At 61.2% G+C, this 24,569-nt stretch carries 25 protein-coding genes and 2 pseudogenes; 12 read left to right on the top strand and 15 right to left on the bottom strand.

The features are described 5' to 3' along the window. Positions 1-58: 58 nt before the first annotated feature. Together PSEUDOMOFG3G_RS16455 and PSEUDOMOFG3G_RS16450 are read right to left on the bottom strand one after the other, a co-directional pair. A complete protein-coding gene (locus tag PSEUDOMOFG3G_RS16455) occupies positions 59-1,009 on the bottom strand; it encodes a TAXI family TRAP transporter solute-binding subunit (protein ID WP_047227696.1) in 951 nt (316 codons plus the stop codon). Between the two features lie 112 nt (positions 1,010-1,121). After that, on the bottom strand, positions 1,122-2,141 hold the full coding sequence (locus tag PSEUDOMOFG3G_RS16450; RefSeq protein ID WP_139050637.1) for a LacI family DNA-binding transcriptional regulator: 1,020 nt from the start codon (positions 2,139-2,141) through the stop codon (positions 1,122-1,124). Positions 2,142-2,319: 178 nt separating this feature from the next. Here PSEUDOMOFG3G_RS16450 and PSEUDOMOFG3G_RS16445 point away from each other — a divergent pair, with 178 nt between their 5' ends. From PSEUDOMOFG3G_RS16445 to PSEUDOMOFG3G_RS16435, 3 genes are all read left to right on the top strand, one after another. Continuing rightward, a complete protein-coding gene (locus PSEUDOMOFG3G_RS16445) occupies positions 2,320-3,486 on the top strand; it encodes a Gfo/Idh/MocA family protein (RefSeq protein WP_139050636.1) in 1,167 nt (388 codons plus the stop codon). Further along, a complete protein-coding gene (locus PSEUDOMOFG3G_RS16440; RefSeq protein ID WP_139050635.1) occupies positions 3,483-4,583 on the top strand; it encodes a sugar phosphate isomerase/epimerase in 1,101 nt (366 codons plus the stop codon). The genes PSEUDOMOFG3G_RS16445 and PSEUDOMOFG3G_RS16440 overlap by 4 nt, the downstream gene beginning before the upstream one ends. 194 nt (positions 4,584-4,777) lie before the next feature. Continuing rightward, on the top strand, positions 4,778-6,010 hold the full coding sequence (locus tag PSEUDOMOFG3G_RS16435) for a nucleoside permease (RefSeq protein WP_139050634.1): 1,233 nt from the start codon (positions 4,778-4,780) through the stop codon (positions 6,008-6,010). A 15-nt stretch (positions 6,011-6,025) separates the two neighbouring features. Here PSEUDOMOFG3G_RS16435 and PSEUDOMOFG3G_RS16430 read toward each other — a convergent pair whose 3' ends face one another. After that, positions 6,026-6,682 (bottom strand): polysaccharide lyase family 7 protein, encoded by a 657-nt coding sequence (locus PSEUDOMOFG3G_RS16430; protein ID WP_047227751.1) that lies wholly within the window; start codon positions 6,680-6,682, stop codon positions 6,026-6,028. A 237-nt stretch (positions 6,683-6,919) separates the two neighbouring features. Between PSEUDOMOFG3G_RS16430 and PSEUDOMOFG3G_RS16425 the strand changes: the two genes are divergently transcribed. Further along, positions 6,920-7,255 carry a lipoprotein gene (locus PSEUDOMOFG3G_RS16425; protein ID WP_047227691.1) on the top strand — a complete coding sequence of 112 codons (336 nt, stop codon included), beginning with the start codon at positions 6,920-6,922 and terminating at the stop codon, positions 7,253-7,255. 68 nt (positions 7,256-7,323) lie between these two features. On the opposite strand, the gene PSEUDOMOFG3G_RS16420 is transcribed toward PSEUDOMOFG3G_RS16425, so the two are convergent. Further along, on the bottom strand, positions 7,324-7,878 hold the full coding sequence (locus tag PSEUDOMOFG3G_RS16420) for a thioesterase family protein (protein ID WP_047227690.1): 555 nt from the start codon (positions 7,876-7,878) through the stop codon (positions 7,324-7,326). Positions 7,879-8,210: 332 nt separating this feature from the next. Further along, complete coding sequence (locus tag PSEUDOMOFG3G_RS16415) at positions 8,211-8,591, bottom strand: RidA family protein (RefSeq protein ID WP_047227689.1); 381 nt, start codon at positions 8,589-8,591, stop codon at positions 8,211-8,213. Between the two features lie 131 nt (positions 8,592-8,722). Here PSEUDOMOFG3G_RS16415 and PSEUDOMOFG3G_RS16410 point away from each other — a divergent pair. Beyond that, a pseudogene (locus tag PSEUDOMOFG3G_RS16410) lies at positions 8,723-8,926 on the top strand (aldo/keto reductase); the annotation flags it as partial. On the opposite strand, the gene PSEUDOMOFG3G_RS16405 reads toward PSEUDOMOFG3G_RS16410, so the two are convergent. Beyond that, positions 8,926-9,705, bottom strand: coding sequence for an MBL fold metallo-hydrolase (locus tag PSEUDOMOFG3G_RS16405; protein ID WP_139050633.1), 780 nt, complete (start codon positions 9,703-9,705; stop codon positions 8,926-8,928). The pseudogene PSEUDOMOFG3G_RS16410 and the gene PSEUDOMOFG3G_RS16405 overlap by 1 nt on opposite strands. On the opposite strand from PSEUDOMOFG3G_RS16405, the gene PSEUDOMOFG3G_RS16400 reads away from it, so the two are divergent. Next, positions 9,691-10,767: a GlxA family transcriptional regulator gene (locus PSEUDOMOFG3G_RS16400; RefSeq protein WP_257220821.1), complete on the top strand. Its 1,077-nt coding sequence runs from the start codon at positions 9,691-9,693 to the stop codon at positions 10,765-10,767. The genes PSEUDOMOFG3G_RS16405 and PSEUDOMOFG3G_RS16400 overlap by 15 nt on opposite strands. Positions 10,768-10,781: 14 nt before the next feature. On the opposite strand, the gene kefC is transcribed toward PSEUDOMOFG3G_RS16400, so the two are convergent. From kefC to PSEUDOMOFG3G_RS16380, 4 genes are all read right to left on the bottom strand, one after another. Continuing rightward, positions 10,782-12,608: a glutathione-regulated potassium-efflux system protein KefC gene (kefC, locus tag PSEUDOMOFG3G_RS16395; RefSeq protein ID WP_139050632.1), complete on the bottom strand. Its 1,827-nt coding sequence runs from the start codon at positions 12,606-12,608 to the stop codon at positions 10,782-10,784. A gap of 1 nt (position 12,609) precedes the next feature. Beyond that, positions 12,610-13,131, bottom strand: coding sequence for a glutathione-regulated potassium-efflux system oxidoreductase KefF (gene kefF / locus PSEUDOMOFG3G_RS16390; RefSeq protein WP_139050631.1), 522 nt, complete (start codon positions 13,129-13,131; stop codon positions 12,610-12,612). A gap of 102 nt (positions 13,132-13,233) precedes the next feature. Further along, positions 13,234-14,580 (bottom strand): ATP-binding protein, encoded by a 1,347-nt coding sequence (locus PSEUDOMOFG3G_RS16385; protein WP_139050630.1) that lies wholly within the window; start codon positions 14,578-14,580, stop codon positions 13,234-13,236. Beyond that, complete coding sequence (locus tag PSEUDOMOFG3G_RS16380; protein WP_047227685.1) at positions 14,577-15,287, bottom strand: response regulator; 711 nt, start codon at positions 15,285-15,287, stop codon at positions 14,577-14,579. The genes PSEUDOMOFG3G_RS16385 and PSEUDOMOFG3G_RS16380 overlap by 4 nt, the downstream gene beginning before the upstream one ends. 261 nt (positions 15,288-15,548) lie before the next feature. Between PSEUDOMOFG3G_RS16380 and PSEUDOMOFG3G_RS16375 the strand changes: the two genes are divergently transcribed. Genes PSEUDOMOFG3G_RS16375 through PSEUDOMOFG3G_RS16365 form a run of 3 tightly spaced genes read left to right on the top strand, consistent with a single transcriptional unit; the run spans position 15,549 to position 17,115 of the window. Then, the gene (locus tag PSEUDOMOFG3G_RS16375) at positions 15,549-16,337 is read left to right on the top strand and encodes a VacJ family lipoprotein (RefSeq protein ID WP_139050629.1); all 789 of its coding nucleotides are present in this window, start codon (positions 15,549-15,551) and stop codon (positions 16,335-16,337) included. Next, on the top strand, positions 16,330-16,575 hold the full coding sequence (locus PSEUDOMOFG3G_RS16370; RefSeq protein ID WP_047227683.1) for a hypothetical protein: 246 nt from the start codon (positions 16,330-16,332) through the stop codon (positions 16,573-16,575). Before PSEUDOMOFG3G_RS16375 ends, PSEUDOMOFG3G_RS16370 begins: the two co-directional genes overlap by 8 nt. A 60-nt stretch (positions 16,576-16,635) precedes the next feature. Continuing rightward, entirely contained in the window at positions 16,636-17,115 is a 480-nt protein-coding gene (locus PSEUDOMOFG3G_RS16365) for a VOC family protein (RefSeq protein ID WP_139050628.1), read from the top strand. Between the two features lie 163 nt (positions 17,116-17,278). Here PSEUDOMOFG3G_RS16365 and PSEUDOMOFG3G_RS16360 read toward each other — a convergent pair whose 3' ends face one another. Next, positions 17,279-17,683 (bottom strand): RidA family protein, encoded by a 405-nt coding sequence (locus tag PSEUDOMOFG3G_RS16360; protein WP_139050626.1) that lies wholly within the window; start codon positions 17,681-17,683, stop codon positions 17,279-17,281. Positions 17,684-17,813: 130 nt separating this feature from the next. Between PSEUDOMOFG3G_RS16360 and PSEUDOMOFG3G_RS16355 the strand changes: the two genes are divergently transcribed. After that, on the top strand, positions 17,814-18,740 hold the full coding sequence (locus PSEUDOMOFG3G_RS16355; protein WP_139050625.1) for a LysR family transcriptional regulator: 927 nt from the start codon (positions 17,814-17,816) through the stop codon (positions 18,738-18,740). Positions 18,741-18,773: 33 nt separating this feature from the next. Continuing rightward, entirely contained in the window at positions 18,774-19,166 is a 393-nt protein-coding gene (locus tag PSEUDOMOFG3G_RS16350; RefSeq protein WP_139050624.1) for a GFA family protein, read from the top strand. 15 nt (positions 19,167-19,181) lie between these two features. On the opposite strand, the gene PSEUDOMOFG3G_RS16345 is transcribed toward PSEUDOMOFG3G_RS16350, so the two are convergent. The 4 genes from PSEUDOMOFG3G_RS16345 to PSEUDOMOFG3G_RS16330 all read right to left on the bottom strand — a co-directional run bounded on the left by PSEUDOMOFG3G_RS16345 (position 19,182) and on the right by PSEUDOMOFG3G_RS16330 (position 23,853). Further along, positions 19,182-19,334, bottom strand: a complete 153-nt coding sequence (locus PSEUDOMOFG3G_RS16345; RefSeq protein ID WP_305777676.1) for an aldehyde dehydrogenase family protein — start codon at positions 19,332-19,334, stop codon at positions 19,182-19,184. Between the two features lie 20 nt (positions 19,335-19,354). Continuing rightward, positions 19,355-21,529, bottom strand: a complete 2,175-nt coding sequence (locus PSEUDOMOFG3G_RS16340; protein WP_139050623.1) for an ATP-binding protein — start codon at positions 21,527-21,529, stop codon at positions 19,355-19,357. Between the two features lie 290 nt (positions 21,530-21,819). Further along, on the bottom strand, positions 21,820-22,773 hold the full coding sequence (locus PSEUDOMOFG3G_RS16335) for an alpha/beta fold hydrolase (RefSeq protein WP_139050622.1): 954 nt from the start codon (positions 22,771-22,773) through the stop codon (positions 21,820-21,822). A gap of 168 nt (positions 22,774-22,941) precedes the next feature. Continuing rightward, positions 22,942-23,853: a LysR family transcriptional regulator gene (locus tag PSEUDOMOFG3G_RS16330; protein WP_083714446.1), complete on the bottom strand. Its 912-nt coding sequence runs from the start codon at positions 23,851-23,853 to the stop codon at positions 22,942-22,944. A 249-nt stretch (positions 23,854-24,102) separates the two neighbouring features. Between PSEUDOMOFG3G_RS16330 and PSEUDOMOFG3G_RS16325 the strand changes: the two are divergent. Then, positions 24,103-24,569: pseudogene (locus tag PSEUDOMOFG3G_RS16325) on the top strand (hypothetical protein); the annotation flags it as partial.

Raw genomic sequence — 24,569 nt, 5'->3', positions numbered from 1 at the left:
ATCGAAGGTGCGAACCAGGAGGGTGCAACGGCGATCATCGCCGCTGCACCGGGTCGGTCTACAGCGCGCCGACTTCCTTGTAGTAGCGCTCGGCACCGGGATGCAGCGGGATAGGCAGGTTCTTCGCGGCATTTTCCAGCTTGATGTCCTTGGCCGCCGAATGGGCGTTGCCCAGGCGGGTGAGGTTATCGAACATCAGCTTGGTCATCTGATAGGCCACCTCGTCCGAGACGTCCGCGCGGGTAACCAGGATGTTGGTGATGGCCACGGTCGGCACGGCTTCGGCCTGGCCGTCGTAGGTATTGGCCGGGATATTTGCGCTCTGGTAGGCCGGGTTGCCGATCTTCGCCACCACGTCTGCCGGGATCGACACGTAGTTGAGCGCCATGGTCGAGGCCAGGTCACGAATGGCCGCCATCCCAAGCCCGGAGGACTGGAGCGTGGCATCCAGTTGACGGTTCTTGATCAGGTCTACCGATTCGGCGAACGGCAGGTACTGGACCTTCATGTCGCTGTAGCTCAACCCTGCGGCCTTGAGGATGGCCCGCGCGTTGAGCTCGGTACCGGATTTGGCCGCCCCCACGGAGATGGATTTACCCTTGAGGTCGGCCAGGGTCTTGATCCCCGATTCCTGGCTGGCAACGATCTGGATGTAGTTGGGGTAGGCGCCGGCGATGGCCCGCAGTTTGGTCAGAGGGGCTTTGAAACCGGCATCTTCCACGCCGTTCTTGGCGTCCGCCACCGAGTCGCCCAGCGCCAGCGCCAGCTCACCGCGACCGGCCTGCAGCAGGTTGAGGTTTTCCACCGAGGCCTTGGTGGCCTGTACCGACGTCTTGGAGCCTTCGATCCCGTTGCTGTAAATCTGCGACAGGCCGACCCCGATCGGGTAATAAACCCCGCTGGTGCCCCCCGTCAGGATGTTGATGTACACCGGTGCTGCCTGGGCTGTGGTCGTGACCACCAGTGCTGCCGCGGCGGCCAGAAGGGTGAAGCGCTTGTTGACTCGCATGGGAAACTCTCCGTCTTGTTATGGCTTTATGCAGAGTAGTGCCACTGTAGTCGAAACGGACCGGCAGGTGGCGAGTCAATAGCGCATCAAAAGGTGACGGGCGTCGTTTTTTTCAAGCATCTTTGTTAAACGCCGGGCCTGGCGCAGCGCTGCTGCCGCGCACGGTCAACTCGAACGGCAGCACGACATGCCGTTCGGCAAGCGGTGTTTTCTCGATCAGGGCGATCAGCATTTGCACCGCCCGCTGGCCGAAGGTTTCGGCAGGTTGTGAGAGAGTGGTCAGCGGCGGATCACAGTAGGCGGCGAAAGGAATGTCATCAAAACCCACCAGTGAAATGTCCTCGGGCACCCGCAACCCCATTTGCTTGATGCGCTTGAGCGCGCCAATGGCCATCTCGTCGTTTTCACAAAACAGCGCGCTGGGGCGCTCGGCCAGCTCCAGCATCGCGCCGGCCCCGTCGTAACCGGCCTTCAACGTGAAGTCGCCGTGACAGATCAGGCCAGGGTCTGCGGCGATACCGGCTTGGTGCAGTGCATCCTGATAACCGGCTACGCGGTCCAGGGTCAGGGGACTGCTTCGGGGCCCTTTGATGATGCCGATGCGCCGGTGGCCGAGCCCGATCAGGTGTTCGGTCATGGCCTGGGCGGCGGCCCGGTTGTCGAGGCTGATGGTCGGGTAGGGGGCGCCTTTGACCACTTCGCAGGCGTTGACCAGCGGCAAGGATTCGGCGCCCGCGGGAAGCGATTCGAAAGGGTTGCTCGCGCGCAACTGGATCACCCCGTCGGCTTGGTGCGCGTAGACGAGGGCGGCAAATTCGCGCTCGATCTCTTCCTGACCCTGGGTGTCGCACAACAGCAGTCGATAACCGGCCGCCTGCGCAGCCTGCTGGGCCCCGCTGATGACCCGGGCGAAAAAGGTGTTGGCGATGGTCGGGACCAGAATCACCAGGTTGCCGGTTCTCCGGGAGCGAAACTGCACGGCCATCAGGTTGGGCCGATAACCGGCCTGTTCCACCGCCGCGTTAACCTTGTCGCGAGTCTGGGGCAGCACCCGTTCGGGAGATTTCAGCGTTCTGGAAACCGTGGCCACCGAAACTCCGGCCAGCCGGGCTACTTCACGGATATTGGACAAAATCACCTCGATTCGGCGCCAGGAATGCCGGCACGGTTGGGGAGCTTACCGCAGGTTGCGCGTCGCACAAATGCTCATGCATGTGCCAACGGGTTTGACATGCCGCAAAACTGAGCCTAGATTTCCGCCATGATGTAACCGGTTACATTGTCATCAGTCCCAGCATAAGAGAGTCGCGATGAATCCTGTAGCAGCCAAAATAAGAATGGGCTTTGTCGGCGGTGGAGAGGGCGCTTTCATCGGCCAGGCCCACCGTCAGGCCGCGGGTCTGGACGGTGGTTTTGAACTGGTGTGCGGTGCGTTCAGCCGTGATGCGCACAACAATCAGCAGACCGGCGCGGCCCTGGGGCTGGCCGCGTCCCGTTGCTACAGCGATTGGCAAGGCATGCTCGACAGCGAAGCGGCGCTGCCGGCCCACTTGCGCATGGAACTGCTGGTCATCGTCACTCCCAATCATCTGCACGCCCCCATCGCCAACCAGGCGCTGAAGGCGGGTTTTCATGTGTTCAGTGAAAAGCCCGCCGCTATGAACCTGCGTGAGTTGCTGGCCCTCAAGCAAGTGCTTCAAAGCAGCGGCCGGCTCTACGGCCTGGCTCACACCTACCTGGGTTATCCGATGGTCTGGCAGGCCCGAGAGATGGTGCGTACCGGCGTGATCGGTGCGGTGCGCAAAGTGCTGGTCGAATACCCCCAGGGCTGGCTCAGTCAGGACGTCGCCGGGCAAGGCAACAAACAGGCCGGTTGGCGCGACGATCCTCAACAGTCAGGGTTGGGTGGTTGCATTGGCGACATCGGCACCCATGCGTTTTCCCTGGTGGAGTTCGTCGCCGACCAACCCATCGAGCAGATATGCGCGGCGTTGGGCACCCACATCCCGGGTCGGCAACTGGACGACGACGCGGCGATGCTGTTGCGCATGGCCGGTGGTGCCAGCGGCGTGCTGATTGCCAGTCAGGTCTGCGCAGGTGAAGAGAACCCGCTGAAAATCCGTCTGTATGGCGATAAGGGTGGATTGGAATGGCGCCAGGAAGAACCGGCCAGCCTGATCCATCGTCCCATCGACCAACCCTTGCGAGTCTTGCGGTCCGGTGTGGGCCAGTCCTGGCTGTGTGAGGCCGCCCGCCAACGGATGCGGCTGCCGGCCGGGCATCCTGAAGGTTATCTGGAAGCCATGGCCAACCTCTATGGCGATTTTGCCCGTGCCATACGGGCCGCCGCGCCAGGGCCAGACGCCCCCGGCGTACCCGGCATCGAAACCGGTCTGCGGGGCATGGCCTTTATCGAAGCGGCCATTGCCAACCATCGCGGCGATACCAAGTGGACCGCACTGGCCTGCACACAATGAATCAGGAGAGCCCCGCCGTGAATCCCATTGCCCAAACACCGACAGGCCTGCGTGGCCCAGGTATTTTCCTGGCGCAGTTCATGTCCGCCGACGCGCCGTTCGACACCCTGGCGAACATCGCCCAATGGGCGGCCGCACAAGGTTACAAGGCCATTCAACTGCCGACGTCGGGCACGCAATACATCGACCTGGCCCGCGCCGCCGAGAGCCAGGACTACTGCGACGAACTCAAGGCCATTTGTGCCCAGGCCGGTGTCCAGATCAGTGAGTTGTCGACGCACCTGCAAGGCCAGTTGGTGGCGGTGCATCCGGCGTTCGACGCACTGTTCGACGACTTCGCCCCGGCCCATCTGCGCGGTCAGCCCCAGGCGCGGACCGAATGGGCGATAGAGCAATTGAAGCTCGCCGCCCGCGCCAGCCAGCGACTGGGCCTCACCGCCCATGCGACGTTTTCCGGTGCGCTGTTGTGGCCGTACCTGTACCCGTGGCCGCAACGCCCCTCTGGCCTGGTGGAGCAGGGATTCGCCGAACTGGCCCGACGCTGGTTGCCTATTCTGGACTGCTTCGACGCAGCCGGTGTTGACCTGTGCTACGAGATCCATCCGGGTGAGGACCTGCACGATGGCGCCTCGTTCGAGCGCTTTTTGCAGGCCGTCGATCATCACCCTCGGGCAGCGATTCTCTACGACCCCAGCCATCTGCTCCTGCAGCAGATGGACTACCTGGGCTTCATCGATCGCTATCACGAGCGTATCCGCATGTTCCACGTCAAGGACGCCGAGTTCAGGCCCGACGCCCGTTCCGGTGTGTACGGCGGCTATCAGGGCTGGGTCGATCGTCCTGGACGGTTCCGTTCGCTGGGCGATGGCCAGATCGATTTCAAATCGATCTTCAGCAAACTCACTCAATACGATTTTAGCGGCTGGGCGGTGTTGGAATGGGAGTGTTGCCTGAAGGACTCACAACAGGGTGCTGCAGAAGGCGCGGCGTTCATTGAGCGACACATGATCAGCAAGACCCGAAAGGCGTTTGACGATTTTGCCGGGGTAACGGCCGATGAAGATTCCAACCGGCGGTTGTTGGGCCTGTTGAGGTAACCGGCCCAACCCAAAACCCTATGGCGAGCAAACTCATTGTGGGAGCAAGGCTGGCCCGCGATGAACGAAAACGCGGCTCAACGGTTGGACCGCGGCGCGGCCATCGCGGGCCAGCCTTGCTCCCACAGCGGCTCGCCACAACAGCGCTTCTGAGCATTTTTCTTCACAAGAACAACAATAAAACGGTGACTGTCATGACCACGATGAACGCACGCTTGAGCGTGATGATGTTTCTGCAGTTCTTTATCTGGGGTGGCTGGTTCGTCACCCTGGGGACCTTTCTGTCCAGCACCCTGGGCGCCAGCGGTGGGCAGATCGGCATGGCGTTCTCCACCCAGTCCTGGGGAGCGATCATTGCCCCCTTCGTGATCGGCCTGATCGCCGACCGCTACTTCAATGCCGAACGCATCCTGGCGGTGCTGCATCTGTTGGGCGCGGTGTTGTTGTATCAGCTGTATGCGGCGGCGGATTTCAGCGTGTTCTACCCGTACGTGCTGGCGTACATGGTGATCTACATGCCGACCCTGGCCCTGGTCAATTCCGTGGCGTTCCGCCAGATGCGCGACCCGGCGCTGGAGTTCTCCCGTATCCGGGTGTGGGGCACGATCGGCTGGATCGTCGCCGGCGTGGTGATCAGCTTTGTGTTTGCCTGGGATTCGCGCGAAGCGATCTCGGCGGGCGGCTTGCGCAATACTTTCCTGATGGCCGGCATCGCCTCGCTGGTCTTGGGACTCTACAGCTTCACGTTGCCGGCCACCGCACCGCTCAAGGCGCAAGCGAGCGCAGGTGGCGTCAAACAGCTGCTGGGCCTGGATGCCTTGGGCCTGTTGAAGGATCGCAGCTACCTGGTGTTCTTCATCGCCTCGATCCTGATCTGCATCCCCCTGGCCTTCTATTACCAGAACGCCAACCCGTTCCTGGCCGAAACCGGCATGACCAATCCCACGGCAAAAATGGCCATCGGGCAAGTCTCCGAAGTGCTGTTCATGTTGCTGTTGCCGCTGTTCATCCAGCGCTTTGGCATCAAGTTGGCGCTGCTGGTAGGCATGCTGGCCTGGGCACTGCGTTACGTGCTGTTCGCCTACGGCAATAACGGCGACCTGGCGTTCATGCTCTTCACCGGCATTGCCCTGCACGGCATCTGCTATGACTTCTTTTTTGTCTCGGGGCAGATCTACACCGATGCCAAGGCGCCGGAGCGTTTTCGCAGCTCGGCCCAGGGGCTGATTACGTTGGCGACCTATGGCGTGGGCATGCTGATCGGCTTCTGGGTGGCGGGGCAGGTGACCGATCACTATGCCGTGGACGGCGGCCATGAGTGGAAGAGCATCTGGTTGTTCCCGGCCGGTTTTGCGCTGCTGGTGTTTGTCTGCTTCCTGTTTACCTTCAACGGCCGGCAGGCGGTCGTTGCCGCTTCAAAGGCCTGAGGGGCTGGACGTCAGTCATTTATGGCTGACGTCCAGTTTGGTGTAGGTCACTTTCCCGCCTTCGCTGGAAGAACCGACGTTGTCCAGGGTGTAGACGCCGGCCTTGAAGTAAAAGTTGTAGCCATGCCAGGCGCGGTCCAGCTTCACCTGCTTGCCAACGTTGTTGATCAGCACCGTGAGCTTGCCTTGCTTGTCCATCTGCAGGGAGTAGCTGAAGGTTTTGTTCAGTGCCACTTTTGGCACGGTATAGATCACCGGGCTCTTCTTGTCCTTGGGTTTTACCCGATATTCCACATCGATGTTGCCGGTGCCCTTGGCGTAGCGATACACCAGTTTCAACAGCGGCGTAGGGGCATCCTTGGCGTGGATCTGCGCCACGACTACACGGCCCTCGGAAGGGACCTGGTTCACCGCCAAAGTACCTTTGAGGGTATTGACGCCGCTGTTGTAACGCCAGTTGCGCAACTTGCCGTCTTTGGTGGTTTCGCGCAATTCGGAGCGCGGGTAGTCACTTTTACCGGTGTGGGAGCCGGTCACCGGCGCCCAGAAGACAATCCGCTCGCCGGAGCGGTTGAAATACTTGTTCTGCAGCGTCGGCATGGCCTTGGTCGCCACGACTTGCGCCGGGGTCTGCACGGGCAGGGTGATGTTCCAGACAGTCAAATCGATCATGGTCAATGCTCCGACGGAACCGGCCATTACTCATCAGCCGGAATGGGCAAGATTACCTTCCGTGGCACAGTGTCCATGGTATCGACGGGGGCCTGTTTAGCTGCAGAGGCAACTGACGAATGGCTCTGCGCTGAGCCTTGCGGTCGGTTGAGCGCAGTGATGTCAATTTGACGCTGATCGGTTAGAGTACGCGCCGCCCGAGAGATGGATCCCGGGCGTTTTCTCATGGAGTATTCAATGAACCACCTCAGCAAAATTGTCGCCTGCGCACTGGTTGGCCTGGCCTTGGCGGGTTGCACCGGCACCCCGATGAAAACCAAGCAGTACGACAGCAGCCAATACACCGTGGTCGGCCACAGTGAAGCGAAAGCCACCGGCCTGCTGCTGTTCGGCATGATCCCGATCCGCCAGAACAACCGTTTCGTGCGCGCTCAGAATGCCGCGATCCTGGCCAAGGGCGGCGATGCCATGATCAACACCCAAGTGCAGGAAGACTGGTTCTGGGCCTGGGTCCTGACCGGTTACACCACCAAGGTGTCCGGTGATGTGGTCAAGCTGAAAACCGTTCAGTAAGACTCACGCTGTTGTGGGGGAGGGATGTGCAGTGCCGGCTGGCGCGGATCGATCTGATCCAGTCACTGCTAGTCAACAGTACGAGCACTTTCCTCCTCCCGAAGCCCAAGGCTCATGTCATCGCAGCTTTGCGACCAGGCGCTGAGCCATTCGGGCATGGCCGGTGAGTGTTCGGCCAACCCCAGTGCGCGAATAAACTCTCCCGGTGCAATCGTGCCTTGGGCCGAACGGAACAGGCCGCGCATCATCACCACGCCCACCACGCGCCCCTGGCTCAGGAAGCGGTGTTCCATGAAGGTCCACTTCTCGTCCCAGCCCAGCAGGCGGGTGTGCACCTCGAACGCTTCGAACAGCTTCAGCTCCCGGCGGAACTTACCCCACACATCCCCCACGATCGGCACTGCCCTGTTGCGCAAGGCCACTTTGTAGGCGCCGCTGCGCAGCACGTAATCCATACGCCCTACGTCGGCCAGGGTGAAATAGCGGCCGTTGGTGACATGGCGGTTGAGGTCCAGGTCCAACGGCCACACCCGCATGCGCACCACGGTGGTATCCAGGGGGCCGGTCGGCTTGCGCCAGGGACGACGAAACAGCATGAGCAACAGTCGGAACCAGAGATTCATAAATACGCCCGCGAGGGTGGAAAACGCCGCACTTTAGACAGGCGCCGAGGCTTGGGCTAGGTGCGCAAATGACTGTTTTCGTGGAAATCGCACATTTGGGACAGGTCCGGCGGGTTTGAGCTCATCAAGAACCTGAGTTTGCGACGGCTGCGCCGCCGAGCGGGAGCAAGCTCCCTCGCCATAAAGGGCACTTTGGATTATCGATCGTTCCCACGCTCCTGCGTAGGAACGTCGCCAGGGACGCTCCGCGTTCCGCTTCTGGAAGGTGACGCAGAGCGTCACGGGATGCATTCCCACGCAGAGCGTGGGAACGATCAAAAACAGCCGTAACCTCAGCCTTTGGCCGCCATCGCAGTCACTTCCACTCGCATTCCTTCAACCGCCAGCGCCGCCACGCCCACTGCGGCGCGTACCGGCCAGGGTTTGGCGAAGAAACGCTGATACACCTCGTTGAAGGCCGCACGGTCGGCCATGTCGGTGAGGTAGATGGTCAGGTGCAAGACCCGGTCCATGGAACTGCCGGCGCCTTCCAGGGCAGTCTTGAGTGCCTGCAATGTGCATTCGCTTTGCAAGGTGATGTCACCCAGTTCCAGGCTGCCGTCAGGGCGAGTGGGGATCTGGGTGGAAACCAGCAGGCCGCCGAAGCCGGCGACGTCGGAAGAGATGGAGTCCGCGTCCGGGTCGGGGATGAACGTGATGTCTTGGTTTGCCATGAAAGCCTCTTGTTCAGGAAAGGGTAATGGGGCGGTCGCGACGCAAGCGGCCCTTGCGCGGCCAGTTTACCGTCCATCGTCGAGCCTTTCGTGATTTCCTTTCTGCTCATGGACGCCAGGGTCGATGCGTGCCGCTGCAGTCGGAAGCTCTTTCGAGCGTAGCGGCGCGCCTGGAGGCGTCGCCGTTGTACGTGGCGTTGGCGTGGCTGCTGCAACGCGCGCCAAACATCCTGTTGATTCCCGGTACGTCGTCAGTGGCGCACCTGCGGGAAAACCTCACGGCAAGCGAGCGGAGGATTCCAGTGCAGATGCTGACCGAGTTGGACGGGTTGGTTCAGGCAGGCTGGAACACCACCGTCTCGCCATCTTCCGGTACCCGTATCCGACCTTCGAGGCCGGCCATCGCGGCGGCGTCGCGCAGTGCCTTGCGCGTCGTCGGGCAGTGGCTGAGCGCTTCGAGGTGATTGGCGACCACGGTTCCGCGAGACAAGCGGGCGAACTCAAGGGTTTCCTCGATGCCCATGATGATGTCGCCGCCTAAATCGAACCTGGCCCCGCCTGCCGGCACCACGCTGACCTGCGGTTGATGGTGCAAGACGAACTCGCGCACGGCGGGGCTAAGCAGGGTGTCGCCGGTGAGGTAGACGCTGGGTTCGCCAGGCAGCTCGATCAGGTAACCGACGCCGTGTTCCATCAGCTTGCCCACCAGGCCCTGCCCATGGGTGCATCTGACTGTACGGATCGTGCCGCCCAAAAATGCGCCGGGCTGTTGGTGTTCCTTGGCAAGCGGCTGGACATTCAAGCCCCGCTTGGCGAGGTAGGGGGCATCATGAGGCGTGCAGATCACCGGGATCTGTTTTTCCCTCAACCACCGCTTGGCCGCTCGGTCCAGATGATCGAAATGGCCTTTCTGGCAGTGCGTGATCAGGCAGTGAGTCACGGTCTCCAGGTCGCCAGTCGTAGCTGGCAGTTCCACCAGCGGATTGCGCTGGGTGGCGCCGAACAACCGAAGCGGCGGCAGCATGCCTTTGCCGGCCAGCATCGGATCGACGAGCACGCGATACGGGCCGGATTCAAGGATGATCGTGGCGTTACGAACTTGCTGAATTTTCATGGAGCGTTCCTTTTTTGGGCGAGCGCTTCATGGTGTCGATCTGCGGTGATGGGCATAATGGCCGAATCTGACATCATTGATTCATTTCAAGCCATGCCCAAAAAACTCCGTGTCGGTCTACTCTTGTTTCCCGGTTGCATGCCTGCCGGCCTGTTTGCGTTCGCCGATCTGCTGCATGCGGCCAACCGCCGAAGCGGCCGGGTGTTGTTCGAGGCGACTTATGTCGCACTGCAAGCAGGCCCGGTAACCTGTGCACATGGCATAAGCCTGCAAGCGCAGGCGGCCCTGGGCAGCTGCGAACTCGACGCCGTCCTGGTTCCCGGTTTCTGGGCCGAATCGGCCGAGCAGGTAAACGCGGTACTTACCGGGCAGACCCAACTGTTGAAAGCACTGTCGAAACGTCCCCGACACCTTCAGCTCTGGGCTTACTGCACAGGCGTCTGCCTGCTGGCCGCCTGCAGGCAACTGGACGGGCAGGGCGCGACGGTGACGTGGTGGCTGGCTCAGGCGATGCAAGCGCAGTATCGAAAAGTCCGTTGGCAAAGCGATCAGAACTGCGTGTTCAATGAGCGAACCGCCACCGCTTCGGGGGTGAATGGTTATTTGCCCATCGCGGAAAAATTGATCGAACAGAGCGTCAGCCGTGATGTGCTGCGCGACATTACCCGGCTCATGGTGCTTGCGCGCCCAGCGGTGTCTCACGCGGCGTTCCAAGGGATCGCCCTGGTCCAGCAGCCCGATGGGTTGCTGCGTCGGTTGCATGGGCTGATCGAGCAAATGCCAGCGGAGCACATCACGGTCAAGGCGCTGGCGGAGCGGCTCGCCATGTCCGAACGCACGCTCGCGCGCAAGGTCGGCAGCGAAACGGGCCAGACCGTCGCAGCGTACGCCCGGAGCATCAAGCTGAACCAGGTCAGCGAACGCCTGACGCTGACATCATTATCCCTCGCCAGCATCGGCGCCGAGCTGGGTTTCAGCAGCAGTTCCAACCTGCAACGGATGTTCAAGGCACTGACTGGGCTGACGCCGGTGGAGTACCGGCGCCAGTTCGGGCGGGTGTGACGCCGGGGGACGGATCAGCTGCGCGCCTCATCCGTTTCGTTTCGATGATGGTCAGGCCAATTGTCGACGGGGCGCGCACGGTCTTCGTTGAACATTTCGGTGAGCAACGCGTTGGCGCGCTGGTAGGCGTCGTGCCTGAACTTGAGGTCGTCTTCCGGCTGGGCGACGATTTCCTCCAGCATGTGCAGATTCAAACGACGGAACTGATCCGCGCGCTCGCGCGCTTCGTAAGCCCCGACGCCCATCTGCACCAGCGCATTTCGGCCCAATGCCAGCGCGCTCTCGAAGGTTTCCCGCTCGGCGGTCTCTACGCCCATCTGCCGCAGGGTGATCAGGTGCCCCATGTCCCGCGCACGGACGATCAGTTTCAACGCGGGGAAGTGCTCCTGGGCCAGTCGGGTCAGCGTCAGGTTGTCCTGCTGGTCGTCAATCGCATTGATCAGCACCACCGCCTGGCCGGCGCCGGCCGCGTGGAGCAGATCGAGGCGAGTGGCGTCGCCGTAGAACACTTTTACGCCGAATTTGCGCAGCGTCTCGATGTTGTCGGGGTCATGGTCCAACACCACCACCTCGACGCCGCAGGACATCAAGAGACGCCCGGCGATCTGTCCGAAGCGGCCGAACCCGGCGATGATCACCCGTGGGTTCTGCTGATCGACGAGGTCGGATTCCTGGCGGTCTTTCTTGGTGGCGGACTCTATTCGATCCAGCAGCAGGATCAGCAACGGCGTCAGGCACATGGACAGGGCCACCGCCAGCGTCAGGCTCTTGCCCCACTGGTCGGTCAGAATGCCGGCCAGCGTGGCGGCGCCGAACACCACGAAGGCGAACTCGCTGCCCTGGCCGAGCAACACCGCTTGCCATGAGCGTTGGCCGGCAGGGACGTTCAGCAAACGGCTGACGGCCTTGATCACCAGCAATTTGATCAGAATGAAACCCAGGGTCAGGGTCATGACCTTCAGCGGTGCATTGATCAGCGTGCCGAAATCGATCGACATGCCGACACCGATAAAAAACAACCCCAGCAGCAAGCCTTTGAACGGTTCGATGTCGCTTTCCAGGGCATGGCGGTATTCAGAACTGGCCAGCAGCACCCCGGCGAGGAACGCGCCCATGGCCATCGACAAGCCGGCCTCTTCCAGCAGAAACCCGAAGCCGAACACCAGAAACAGCGCCACGGCGCTGAAGATCTCACGTAGACCCGAGCGCGCGGCGAAGCGCAGCAGCGGGCGTGTCACGTAGCGTCCCAACAGCACGACGACGCTGATGGCCACGACGATCTTGATAATCGAAAGCACCAGGGCGGTGCCGGACGGCGTGTCGCCGTGGGCCGCCAACAACGGAATCATGGCAACCAGCGGAATGGCCGCGATGTCCTGGAACAGCAGGACGGCGAAGCTGCTGCGCCCGACGGCGGTCGACGTCAGGTTGCGCTCGTTCATGGCTTGCATGGCGATGGCCGTGGAGGACAGGCTCAGGGTCAGGCCGACCAGCAGCGCGGCCGTCCAATTCAGCCCCAGGGCCGCACAGAACACCGCGATTGCCCCGCCACAGGCGAGCATCTGCAAGGCGCCGCCACCGAACACCATCCTGCGCAACGCCCAGAGCCGCTTGGGATCGAGCTCGAGCCCGATGACGAACAGCATCAGGACGACGCCGATTTCGGCGAATTCCAGAATCGCCTTTACGTCAGTAACGAGCTTGAGTCCCCACGGGCCGATCACGCACCCGGCCAGCAGATAACCCAACACCGGGCCCAGGCCCAACCTGACGGCAATCGGCACGATCAACACTGCCGAACCCAGGTAGATAAGCAGTTCAATCAGGCTGTGAGTCTCCATATCAATCTTCCTTCCAGGAGGCCAGGCGTGCGCTGTAGTGTTCGATTTGTGCATCCAGGGTTTCGGACGCGCCGGCATACGCGCCGTGTACCACGACCGGCTCCAGCCAGCGCATGTGGCAGTAGATGGCCGTTGCGTGGAGGGGCTGGGCCAGCACCTGGAAGCCCGGGTAGGCGCCGATCTGGAAATGATCGTGGTTGCCACCCGTGGATACGGCCCACAGCAGGGGCTTGCCTTTGAGGGCTGTGGCGTCTCTGCCATAGGCCCAGCCATGGGTGAACACTTTATCGATCCACAATTTCAGCAGCGGCGGCATGCTGTACCAATACATCGGGTGTTGGAGGACGAGCAGTTGGCACTGTTCGATGGTGCGTTGTTCGGCCTCGACGTCGATGTCGAAGTCCGGATAAAGATCGTAGAGGGACCGTATGACCACGTCCGGATGACTGGATGCCCGCTGGAGCATTTGCTGGTTGACCCGTGATTGGTCAGGGTAGGGGTGGGCGTAAATGATCAGAATCATCAGGGCAATTCCGGGAGGCCGGTCCTGGTCAAAAGGCCGGACATCCTACCGAGGAAGGCGCGTGTTGTTTAGAACATTGTTTGCCGGCGTATGGTGCCGGGGTCAATTAAGCGGCAGCGAGACCTTGACCTCCAGGCCGCCGCCCCGCCGATTCCTGAGGGTCAGCGTCCCGCCATGCTCCAGCACCGTCGCCCGCGCTGCCGACAGCCCCAGCCCGACACCGCCGGTGTTCTTGTTGCGCGAGCCTTCGATGCGAAAGAAGGGCGCGAAGACTTGCTCATGGAACTGCGGGGCGATACCAGGCCCGCGGTCGTGGACGCGAATTTCGACACGGTCCATGAACGCCTTGAGCTGAACACCCGGCTCGCTGCCATATTTGCTCGCATTGTCGATCAGGTTGACCAGGGCTCGCTTGATCCCGATGGGCCGGCCCATGTAAACGAAACGAGGAGCGCCCTCGAATGAAACCTCGGTGCCGGCATCCTTGAAGTCGTCGACGACCGTGTGCAGCAGTTCGGCCAGGTCGAACGCGGTGGCGTGTTCGAGCCGAGCTTCGTCGCGGAAGAATTCCAGCGCACTGTTGACCATCGCCTGCATCTCATCCACGTCCCTGAACAGCCTCGATTGCTGTTCGGCGTCGTCGATGAACTCTCCACGCAGGCGCATGCGGGTCAGGGGCGCGCGCAGGTCGTGGGAGATGGCAGCGAGCATCTGCGTGCGGTCCTGGACGAAGTGCTGCAGCTGGGCCTGCATGGCATTGAACGCGAGGATCGCCTGACGGATTTCGTGAGGGCCGACCACCGGGATGGGCGGCGCCCTGAAGTCCACGCCAAAGCGCCTGGCGCCTTCGGCAAAGCGTTCCAGCGGTGTTGCCAGATGCCGTGTAGCAATCAGGGCGACGATAAACGTCGATAGAAGAATCAGCCCGATAATGATCAGGTTGCGCATCCACTCTTTCAGGCCCCAACTGCGAGAGGCTACGGAAAATTCCACCCAGGAATCGTCGGCCAATTGGATGAGGACCGCGTAGCGCCTGTCTGGATGATCGGCGGGCCAATCGCCGGGCTCGAAGGCCTCTATCCTGGCCTCGGGCCTGCCCAGTTGCTTGCGCAGGAACGTCGCCCCCTCACTGAACTGTGGGTCGTCGATCACCGGCACTCGTGCGTCTTCACGACGGGGCAACCATTGTGCGGCGAACGCCTGGTCGCTGGCCGCCCTGGCGATATCGGGCCGTTGTCCGGGCGCCACCGAGTCGATGATACGAGTGATGGCGGCGGCTTTCTCCATCAGGCCGGTTTCCATCAGGGGAGGGCGTGCCCAGGTCCCAGCCAACAGGCCGAACAGCTCGTTCAGGGCCAGTAAAGTCAGCATGGCGAGCATGGTGGTCAGGGCAATCCAGCGGGCTACCGTATCGCGTGGCCGATGGAAAGCTGAGTGCCGGGGCTTCATCGCTTCACCACATGGGGGCTGAAAAGGTAGCCGCTGTTGCGAATGGTGCGGATCATCGATGGGCCAGTGATATCGCTCTCCAGCTTGCGGCGCAGCCGGCTGACCTGGACGTCGATGCTGCGATCGAACGCGTCATACGTTTCGCCGCGGGCCAGGTCCAGCAGTTGCTGGCGAGTGAGGACCCGGCGCGGGTGTTCGGCAAAGACCAGCAGCAACTCAAACTCGCCGGTGGACAGCGGGATCATGACTTTGTCCGGTGAACGCAACTCGCGGCGGGTGACGTCCAGTTGCCAATTTTCGAATTCCAGAATCAGGCGCGAATTGTTGTTCAATGTGCCCCTGGCTTCGCCGGTGCGCCTGAGCACGGCGCGCACCCGGGCCAGCAGCTCGCGCGCATCGAACGGCTTGGTCAGGTAATCATCCGCCCCCAGCTCAAGACCGACGACGCGATCACTCAGCTCACCCATGGCCGTGAGCATGATGATGCCGACCGTATGTTCGGCCCGCAGTCGCTGGCAGAGCACCAGTCCACTGTCTCCCGGCAACATGACGTCGAGGATGATCAGGTCCGGCAATCGACGCGCCACCGCCTGCCACAGGGCGGCACCGTCGGCGGCCACTTCGACGCTATAGCCATGTTGCTCGAGGAATTTGCGCAAGAGGGCGAGGACTTCGAGGTCGTCGTCCACCAGTAATAGATGGCTCACAGTGGGCACGCAGGGCAATGAATACAGAAGGGGATACTAGGGTCAATCCGGGGCCTGCGTCATATATTTCAACTCGGTAATAAAGTTGCCGACGGGCAATGTTGTGGAAATCTTCAGGCAAAGAATCAGGGGCAGGATCACCCGATGTCAGTCAGTTAAACGACGGCCAACCCAACACAACCCTCGCCACCAGAGCTGTGTACGGCGGTGTCTTCCCAAACTGACCGGTATCGCCCCAATTCCTCGCCGAGATAGCCTTGTATGCCGATCACCAAGCCCGCTCCGCTGTTTGTTCGTTGCACTGTTGTCGTAGGACTCGTGGCATTCGCCAGCGGCTGCACCAGCACGCCCGCTGCAACCCCTGGCAGTTGTGAACGTGCGAGCTACACCGTCGATGATCCGGCAGAGCCCGTCAACCGGGGCATCTTCGCTTTCAACCGGACTGTCGATGACTATGCGCTGGCCCCGGTTGCCCGTGGTTATCTCAAGCTTCCGGATGTGGTGCAGACGGGGGTGCATAACTTCGTGGCGAACTTCGGTGAGCCCAAGGTCTTCATCAACGATCTGCTGCAAGGCAACGCTCAACGCTCGGTCAACACCCTGGGTCGCTTCGTCATCAACACCACCGCAGGCATCGTCGGGCTGATCGATGTGTCGGGCAAACTGGGTATCGAACGCCACAAGGCCGATTTCGGCCAGACGTTCGGCGTCTGGAACATCGCTCCCGGGCCGATCGTCGAACTGCCGCTGCTGGGAACGTCCAGCCTGCGCGACGCAACCGGCAAACTGCTGAGTTCTGCGGTCGATCCGTTCGGCAGCAACAGCGATACGGTCGATACGTTAGGCACGATCAATACCGTAGGCGGGGTCGTTGATGGTCGTGCCGAGGCGCTCCCGCTGACGGACAAGTTGCGGGCCCGGCCGGATTACTACGTGGCGCTTCGTGACGCGGTAGCGCAGCGGCGCGCCGATTTTGTCGCCCAGGGCAAGTTGGGCGCGGTGGCGGGGGACGACGCCGCTTGCCCGGAGGGAGAGACCGTTGATGAGTAACCCCGTATTGGTTCTGCACCGGCGAGTGAAAAACCTTGAGCAAGGCATTCTGCATTGCCGGGAGATCGAGTTGCAGTTGACGGAGGATGGCCGACATTTACTGCTCAGCCGTTACCTGGAGTTGTACAGCCATGACCAGGTTGGCGCGTGCGACATCCAGAATTACCGGGTGCCTCTGGCGAGCATGATTCGCTGGATGGTCAGTCATGGGGAGCGGATGAGTCCACTGGTCCGCTAGCCTTGCGCCGACGCAGAGACTGCTAGACTTTACCGTCCAGTTATCTCTCGGAGAGATCGGATGAATAACAAAAACACGATTTGTCTCTGGTACGACGGTGCTGCGCTGGAGGCTGCGCAGTTCTACGCCGCGACGTTCCCGGACAGTGCGGTGCAGGCTGTTCATCACGCCCCCGGTGACTACCCGATGGGCAAGCAGGGCGATGTGCTGACGGTCGAGTTCACGGTAATGGGCATTCCCTGCCTGGGGCTGAACGGAGGCCCGGCGTTCCAGCACAACGAAGCCTTTTCGTTCCAGGTCGCGACCGATGACCAGGCCGAAACGGACCGTTTGTGGGAGGCGATTATCGGCAATGGTGGCCAGGCCAGTGCCTGCGGCTGGTGCAAGGACAAGTGGGGCCTGTCCTGGCAGATCACCCCGCGCGTGCTGACTGCCGCGATAGCCAATCCCGATCAGGCAGCCGCCAAGCGCGCGTTCGAAGCCATGATGGAGATGACAAAGATCGACATCGCGGCCATTGAAGCAGCGTTGAAAGGTTGAGCGGCGCAGCCTGACAGTCCGCTATCGCGAGCAGGCTCGCTCCCACATTGGATCTGTGTCGGTCTCGATGGGTGGGTCAACACAACCCCCTGTGGGAGCGAGCCTGCTCGCGAAGACGGCGGCACATTCAACATGGCTGCAACCTGACCCACCGCCAGTCAGCTCATCCCTGTGCGGCTTCAGGCAACCTGGCAATCACCTTGATCTCGAACTGAAAACCATACAGCCACGTCACCCCCACCGCCGTGAGTGTTGGATGCGGTGCGCTGCCCCAGAATTCGGGCACCACTTTCCAGATCGTTTCGAATGTCGATTCTGGATCGACGATGAACACGGTGACGTCAACCACATCATCAAAGGTGCAATCGGCGGCGGCGAGAATCGCCTTCAGGTTGTTGAACGCCCGCCGAACCTGATCCTCCAGTTCGGGTTCTGGCGAGCCGTCTTCGGTGCTGCCGACTTGCCCCGATACGAATAAAAAGCCATTGGAACGAATCGCCGGCGAATAGCGATTACGCTCATAAAGTGCCTGGCGTCCGGCGGGGAAAACTACATCGCGCTGTGTCATGGGTGCCTCCATCAAAGGGTCGGATTCAATGTTGAAAACACTCTAGGGGCTTGTGCGCGGACGATAAACGAGCAACCTTGGCGATCACTGTTTGTAAAATCCAAACAATCTGACGGACACCGGGGCAGTAATGGATCGTTTCGACGCGATGCAGGCATTCGTTCGAGTGGTGGAGGCGGGCAGCTTCACCAAAGCCGCCGAAACACTGCATATGAGCAAGACCACCGTGACCCAACTGGTGCAGCAACTGGAGGCCCGGCTGCGCGTCAAGTTGCTCAACCGCACCACGCGCAAGGTCAACGTCACCGCTGACGGCGCCGCTTATTACGAGCGGGTGATTCGCCTGCTGGCCGACATGGACGATGCCGAGACCAGCCTGTCCGGCGCTCAGGCACTGCCCAGAGGGCGACTGCGAGTGGACGTGCCAAGCCCGCTGGCAACCATGATCCTGGTGCCGGCATTGCCGCAATTTTACGCGCGATACCCGGACATTCAGATCGACATGGGCGCAAGCGACCGCATCGTCGACATGCTCGATGAAAACGTCGATTGCGTGGTGCGCGGCGGCGAGCTGACGGACCAGTCGCTGATCGCCCGGCGCGTCGGCGACCTGGCTCTTGGCGTGTTTGCCGCACCGAGCTATCTGCAGCGCGTGGGCACGCCTGCGCATCCGCGAGAACTGGAAGATTCCCAGCATCGCATCGTCGGCTTCCTCTGGGCGCGCACCGGCAAACCGCTCCCTTACGCCATGCACAACCACGGCGAGCATTTGCACATCAAAGGACGCTACGCACTGGCCGTCGATGATGGCAACGCCTACCTCGCGGCCGGTCTGGCGGGGTTGGGTGTGCTCTGGCTACCCGAGTACATGTCCAGATCCCACCAGGCGCGAGGTGAGTTGGTGCGCCTGTTCGAAGACTGGCGCCTCGACCCGATGCCGCTCTACGTGGCCTATCCTCCTAACCGACACATCAGCGCCAAGTTGCGGGTGTTCATTGAATGGGTGGTGGAGTTGATGGCACAGCATGCGCCTGTTATCGACCGGTCGGGGTTATGAAACCCGATCGCATGACTGCAGAGGAGACGCACCATGGACCGATTCACCGGCGGTTGCCTGTGCGGCAACGTTCGCATCCAAGCCTCGGGGCGCCCGTACCGGGTTGGTCTTTGTCACTGCCTCGACTGCCGCAAACATCACGGGGCGCTCTTCTACGCCTCCGCCGTGTTCCCCCAGGATGCCGTGACGATCGAGGGCGAAACCCGGGACTACGCCGGGCGCTTCTTCTGTCCGCGCTGCGGCTTGTCGGTGTTTGCACGTACCGGCGACGAGGTGGAAGTGAACCTGGGAACGCTGGATGCCCCGGATCAACTGATGCCCACCTACGAAAGCTGGACCGTGCGCCGTGAGTCCTGGTTGCCGGCGTTTCCGTTCACCAGGCACTACCCGCATGATCGTGAGGGTACGGGTCGCTCCGAGGAGTAGGCGCGGTAGCGGGTCTTAGCCAAAGCCCACAATCGCCTTGATCTCCAGGTACTCCTCAAACCCATGGAGACCATACTCACGGCCATTGCCGGAACGCTTGTAGCCACCGAACGGTACCCTCTGTGCGCAAGGACGAGATTCCGTTGCGCAAACTGTTGCGGCACTGATTCAAAGGAAAAGGGGCCCCGTCATCCAGCGCTGTCCTCACTGGCGTGAATCAACGCACTCACCCGTCGGCCCAGGTCAGTCAAGCTGAAAGGTTTGGCCAGTACGTGGGTCGTGGTGTCGACCGAAACCAGATTTTTCCCCTCGGCAAATCCGGTGATGAACAACACTTTCAGCGAGGGATATCTGGCCTTCATTTCATTCGCCAGGCTGATGCCATTCATGGTTCCCGGTAGGCCGATATCTGTCAGCAATAAATCGATATGCTCGGTCTTATCGGCCTGCTTGAGGGCAGAGACGCTGTCCAGCGCATCGATGACGTGATAGCCGGTTTCAGTCAGGAATTCCGAGACCAACTGGCGAATCGCCGCTTCGTCATCCACCACCAGAATGGTTTCGTTGGCGCCGGGCTGCAAGGGTGCGGTGTCATCCAGATGCGCGCTTTTCACCCTGATGGGGGACTGGCTGACAACCGGAAAATACATTGTCACGGTCGTGCCCACGCCGACGCTGCTCTGAATCTTCACCTGCCCTCCGGATTGCTGGGCAAACCCGTAGATCATCGACAGGCCCAGGCCGGATCCTTCGCCAATGCGCTTGGTGGTGAAGAACGGATCGAACACCCGAGACAGGATGTCGGCGCTGATCCCCGTGCCCGAGTCGGTGACCGAGATCGCCACATATGGGCCCGGCGGCATCATTTTTTCGCTGGAAGATGTCGCGTCGATAACGCAGCGTTGCACGTCAAGTTTCAAGGTTCCGCCACCGGGCATCGCATCCCGGGCGTTGATGGCCAGATTGAGCAGGGCGTTCTCCAGTCCATTGGGGTCGCATTTGATCGGATCATGCCCCCTGAAAGCGCATTCGACATGAATGCTCGGGCCCACGGAGCGTCGGATCATTTCTTCCAGGCCGGCCACCACTTTGCGCGGTTCGAGAACTTCCGGTTCTAGCGATTGCTGCCTGGAAAATGCCAGCAGGCGCTGGGTCAGTGCGGCTGCGCGTGTCGCTGAGGTCAGGGCGACGGAGTTGTAGCGAGACAGTTCGTCGTAGCGTTGACGGTCGATGTGCCGTTGCATCAGCTCAAGGCTGCCACTGATGCCAGCCAGCAGGTTGTTGAAGTCGTGGGCAATACCCCCCGTCAGTTGGCCTACCGCTTCCATCTTCTGACTTTGCCGCAGTTTCGACTCGGCCAGCGCACGCTCCTGTTGTTCGGCTTCAAGCTGCTGGGTACGGGTTGCAATCCGGTCTTCGAGCAGGTCGTTCCAGTCCCTGAGCGCCGCCTCCAGTTGCACCCGCTCGTTGATGTCTTCGACGGTGCCATACCAGCGCTCGCATCGTCCCTCGGGATCCAGGCTACAAAACGCGCGGATTCTGAACCATCGATATTCCCCCGTGGATTTTCGCAACTGGATCTGTGCGTCGAAGGGTTGCAAACTCGCCAGCGACTGATTCCACAACCGGGCAAATGATATGCGGTCATCGGGGTGCGTTGCGTTCAACCACTGGCGCCCCAGTGTCTGTTCCGGCGACCGTGCGGTGTATTCATACCAGCGTTGATCCAGCGATGTCACCGCGCCATGGCTGTCGGCCGTCCAGGGCCAGAGTGGATTAAGCTGCGCGGCGATTCGATAGTGTCTTTCGCTTTCCCGCAATTTTTCTTCAGTCAGGCGCATGGCCTGCATGGTTTTGGCGCGTTTCAACGCCGCACCCAGCAGGTTGCTGTAGACGCGCAGAAAGTCGATGTCGCTCTCGCTAAACTGCCGGGGGCTGCGGCTGTCGACTTCGAAGATGCCGAAGGGGCGCGTCTCGGTGGCGCCGTGTACCAGCACATTGACGAACGCTTGGACGCCGTTGCGCGTTTGGAAGTCGTGATAGTGAAAGCGTGTTTCTGTCGCAATGTCCGTGGAAATGACGGCGCCGCCGGAGTCCAGGGAATACCGTTCCGGGGTGCCTTCCAGTGCCTGAACCCGGACTTCGCCAACGACCCCCGGCAACCAGCCCACACCGTTGCGCACCAGGAAAGTGACACCGTCGTCTTCCAGCGACATGAACTTCGCCAGATGGGTTTCCAGTGCTTCACCGACCAGACGACACGCCTCGTCGAGGATGTGTTCAAAATCGTCTGAAACCAGGGCTAGCTCGCCGAACTCGGCAAGTACCTTGCGTTGACGTAATAAAGTGTCTTCGATTGTCATGTGGATCACCCTTGGTACGTCTTGAATATCCGAGGGTTGCAGGACGGCTAGGTTCACATGAATTGATAAGCGTGCCGACCACAAGCCGTTTGACGTGAGAGGCGTAGAACGCAAAAGCCCTTCCTGAGAAGGGCTCTGCAAAGTGGGCGCAGAATCTGGGCGCCCCTGGACAAAGGTGGGAGCGAGTCTGCTCGCGATGGCGCTAGGTCGCCTGGTCGGGGTCGTGAATGTTCCGACGCTATCGCGAGCAGGCTCGCTCCCACACAGGTCATGCAGTGCATGTCATTGTTTTATTCCTGAAGAAACGTCAGCAGATCCTGGTTCAGCCGGTCCTTGTGCGTATCGGTCAGGCCATGCGGCGCGCCGGGGTAGACGATCAGACGTGCACCCTTGATCAGCGCCGCCGAGGCCCGACCGGAAGCATCAATGGGAACAATCTGATCATCGTCTCCATGAACGACCAGCGTCGGCACATCGAACTTCTTCAGGTCGTCGCGAAAATCGGTGGCCGAGAAGGCCGCGATCGACTCATAGGTGTTCTTGCTGCCCGCCTGCATGCCCTGCACCCAGAACGACTGGATCAGCCCTTGGGATGGCTTGGCACCCTCGCGGTTGAAACCGAAGAATGGACCGGAGGCGATGTCCAGGTAAAGCTGTGAGCGGTTCTCCAGGGACGCCTTGCGCAGCCCGTCGAACACCTCGATGGGCAGACCGCCGGGGTTGGTTTGGGTCTTGAGCATCAGCGGTGGGACGGCGGAAACCAGCACGGCCTTCTTCACCCGGCTTGTACCATGGCGACCGATGTAGCGAGCCACTTCGCCGCCCCCCGTCGAGAACCCCACCAGGGTGACATCCTTCAAGTCCAACGCTTCAATCACCGCCGCCAGATCGTCGGCGTAGTGATCCATATCGTTGCCTTCCCACGGCTGGCTGGAGCGGCCATGACCGCGACGGTCGTGGGCAACGACGCGATAACCCTTCGAGGCGAGGAACATCATCTGCGCTTCCCAGCTGTCGGCGTTCAACGGCCAGCCGTGACTGAAGGTGACTACCTGGCCATCCCGTGGACCCCAATCCTTGTAGTACAGCTGCACGCCATCCCGGGTGGTGATGTAGCTGGCGGACTGAATCACGCTGCCGACGGCGGACATGCTCGCAGCGGTCTGGGCGGGGGAGGCAGCTTCGGCGCTGAGGGTTGCCAGTGCCAGTGTCGCGATGGCCATGGTGCGGTTGAGTGTGTTCATCGTCTCTCTCCATAGGGGTCGGTTTGACCTGTCGCGACCGCCGTCGATCGCGTTGGTGGGCAGATTAGAGAGAGAGGCTGCTACCGAGAACCGCTGCGCTATCGATAGCTGCTATACGCATAAACGATGGTTGCGGCGCGCTTGGATGGACCCCCTATGCTGGAGCACTCAAGCGGGCTCCAGTTCCGCGCTGAGATAGACCTGGCGGCGCAGCCATTGATGGCCGGCATCCTTGTTATTGCGCGGGTGCCAGGCCAGCACCAGGCGCAGCGCCGTCAGCTCGAGGGGTGGTTCGAACAGGTCCAACCGGTCGCGGTACTGGCAGAGGAAGCGCGAGGGCAATGTGCACAGGGTATCGGTGGACGCAACGAGCAGCGGCGCCAGTGCGTAATTCTGAATGGAGAAGGCGACGTTGCGAACCTGGTTGATCTCCACCAGTGCCTCGTCGACCACCCCGGCAAAACGCCCGCCTTCCGAGGACACGAGCACATGATCAAGGGCGCAAAACGTCTCGAGATCAAGTGGTCCCGTGCCGCGAGGATGGCCCTTGCGCTGGGCGGTCAGGAAGCCATCCTCCCAAAGAGGTCGCTGCATGAGGTCGTCGCGAAGAGCGCCTGGCACGGTGATCAGAAGATCGATCTGGCCTTGCTCAAGACGCTCGAACACGTCGCGTGGGGGATGGATGAACGCCAGCTTTGCATGCTTTGCCTCATGCTTCAGACGGGCGCAGAGATCCGGCGCCAGAACGGCCGCCGGCGTTTCGAACAAGGCGATGACGAAGGTGCGGGTCGTGGTGGCCGGATCGAAACGTTCCGGTTGACTGACCAGGCGTTTGAGTCCTTCGAGCACTTGCAGCAACTCTTGCTCCAGTGCCTGCGCCCGGGGCGTGGGGACCACGCCACGACCGTTCGCCGCCGGGACGAACAACGGATCCGCCAGGATATCCCGCAGACGCGCCAGCCGTGCCGACAGAGCCGGTTGGCTGATGCCCAACTGGGCAGCGGCACGTGTGACATTGCGCTCTTGCAGCAGCGCCTTGAGTGCCAGCAGCAACGCTCCGTCGAAATCTGTGTAGTTCATCTTCATCTCCCGATCAGCGCCATCAGACAGGCTGCTGTGCGGGCATGAAATCAAACAAGGTGCCGGTTTGTATAGCGTTGCGCAGGTGGGAGCGAGCCTGCTCGCGAAAGCGGTGTATCAGTCAGCAAAGATGTTGAATGTGCCGCCGCCTTCGCGAGCAAGCTCGCTCCCACCCTTAATCGCCGCCAGCCGCAGAATCTTCATTCACCGCAAATCCCCTGTGGGAGCGAGCCTGCTCGCGAAAGCGGAGTGTCAGTCAGCAAAGATGTTGAATGTGCCGCCGCCATCGCGAGCAAGCTCGCTCCCACCCTTGATCGCCGCCAGCCGCAGAATCTTCATTCACCGCAAATCCCCTGTGGGAGCGAGCTTGCTCGCGAAAGCGGTGTGTCAGTCAGCAAAGATGTGGGATGTGCCTACGCCATCGCGAGCAGGCTCGCTCCCACCCTTGATCACCGCCAGCCGCAGAATCTTCATTCACCGCAGATCCCCTGTGGGAGCGGGCTTGCTCGCGAAATCGGTGTATCAGTCAGCAAAGATGTTGAATGTGCCGCCGCCATCGCGAGCAAGCTCGCTCCCACCCTTGATCACCGCCAGCCGCAGAATCTTCATTCACCGCAAATCTCCTGTGGGAGCGAGCCTGCTCGCGAAAGCGGTGTATCAGTCAGCAAAGATGTTGAATGTGCCGCCGCCATCGCGAGCAAGCTCGCTCCCACCCT

This window comes from Pseudomonas sp. FG-3G (assembly GCF_901007645.1).
Taxonomy (GTDB): domain Bacteria; phylum Pseudomonadota; class Gammaproteobacteria; order Pseudomonadales; family Pseudomonadaceae; genus Aquipseudomonas; species Aquipseudomonas rhizophila.
The sequence above is the reverse complement of the archived record's forward strand: the minus strand, read 5'-3'. Positions and strand labels throughout refer to the sequence as shown.